General features: G+C 56.2%; 3 protein-coding genes. 1 reads left to right on the forward strand and 2 read right to left on the reverse strand.

Annotation, left to right across the window (positions count from 1 at the left end):
• A partial coding sequence (locus NKI61_RS32775; RefSeq protein WP_352842415.1) for a YciE/YciF ferroxidase family protein occupies positions 1-340 on the reverse strand: 340 nt, incomplete at its 3' end.
• 197 nt (positions 341-537) lie between these two features.
• Here NKI61_RS32775 and NKI61_RS32780 point away from each other — a divergent pair.
• Positions 538-789, forward strand: a complete 252-nt coding sequence (locus tag NKI61_RS32780) for a GlsB/YeaQ/YmgE family stress response membrane protein (RefSeq protein ID WP_023740256.1) — start codon at positions 538-540, stop codon at positions 787-789.
• Positions 790-856: 67 nt separating this feature from the next.
• On the opposite strand, the gene NKI61_RS32785 is transcribed toward NKI61_RS32780, so the two are convergent.
• Positions 857-1,186 (reverse strand): DUF4112 domain-containing protein, encoded by a 330-nt coding sequence (locus tag NKI61_RS32785; RefSeq protein ID WP_352842417.1) that lies wholly within the window; start codon positions 1,184-1,186, stop codon positions 857-859.
• Between the last annotated feature and the right edge of the window lie 46 nt (positions 1,187-1,232).

Genomic DNA, 1,232 nt, shown 5'->3' on the forward strand with positions numbered 1-1,232 from the left:
CGTACCGGGAAATCTCGTAGTGCTCGACGGCCTGGCAGGCGGCCAGCAGGCCCGCATCGAGGGCTGTACCTGACGCTTCCTCCATCAGTCCGTCGGCTTCCTTGATGAGCCCCTCAATGGCGTCGCACTTCTCGCCGACGGCTTTCTTGCCGATAGACTTGAACACCTGCTCCAGCTTCTTGATCTGCCCCTTTGTCTCAGCGAGGTGATCCTCGGCCGCCTTCTTCAGCTTGGCGTCGTTCGCGGCGGCAGCTACTTTGGGTAGCGCCTTCGTAATCGCGTTCTCCGCATAGTAGATGTCCTGGAGGGTATGTTCAAAAATTTCGGCTAGCGTTTTCATCGTGATGCTCCCTTCGCCCGAATTGGCTTCGGGAGAAAGTGGGAGCGAGGCGAATGGTTCCTTCAGGTGGGGCGGACTTCAGACTGAGATATCCGGTATGAGCGGGGAACGATGGAACACCCTATATCCCGGAACTTTATTGGCGTTTGGCACGTTCTCCGGCCGAACCAACTGAGGTTCAAGGAAAAGGGGAAAATATGGAAAATCCAGGTGTGGGTTGGATAGCAGCGATCGTCATCGGCGGTATCGCCGGCTGGCTTGCCGAGATGTTCATGAAAAGCAACATGGGCGTGCTTATGAACATCATTTTGGGGATCGTCGGCGCGATCGTCGCCAATGTCCTTCTCGGGCTGCTGGGCGTATCGCTGGCCGGCTGGCTCGGCTATCTTGTCGCAGGCTTCATCGGCGCGTGTATTTTGATTGCCGTGGCGCGAATGATTAAACGCTGAGCCTCAAAAATCGACCTTGCACACATCCTCGAATATGCAGGCGCGTGATCGAAGGATCACGCGCCTGCTATTCACAGCGGAGGTAAGCGGGCCCTGTCCGGATTACTTTGTTGAGGTGACGGCGCAGCAGTCTGATGTTGCGATTGTTAGCTTTGAAATACACATCGAAGATCGAGCCGAGAATTGGGACACTTCCGACGAGCGTATCCAGCAGCACGTTGCCTAGCATGCGAGCGACCACCCATTTCCGGCACCGACGTTTCGAGCTCGCAGACCTACGAGCGCATCCAGTCCAAAACAAATTGATGTGCCTGGAATGCACCAGCGGCAATCGAGTAGCGCGGCCAATAGATCCAACTCGGCAAGTAGGACCACCGTGACCGCCCTGCCCGATCATGCCAACTCGCGCGCCAGTACGATTTAGTATCTCTCCCTGATGGATA

The sequence above is a fragment of the Mesorhizobium sp. M0514 genome (assembly GCF_040321145.1).
GTDB lineage: Bacteria > Pseudomonadota > Alphaproteobacteria > Rhizobiales > Rhizobiaceae > Mesorhizobium.

Bases quoted from the DNA above. Each gene is read 5' to 3' on its own strand.
- NKI61_RS32780 (WP_023740256.1), top strand. From the start codon at position 538: ATGGAAAATCCAGGTGTGGGTTGGATAGCAGCGATCGTCATCGGCGGT.
- NKI61_RS32785 (WP_352842417.1), bottom strand. From the start codon at position 1,186: ATGATCGGGCAGGGCGGTCACGGTGGTCCTACTTGCCGAGTTGGATCT.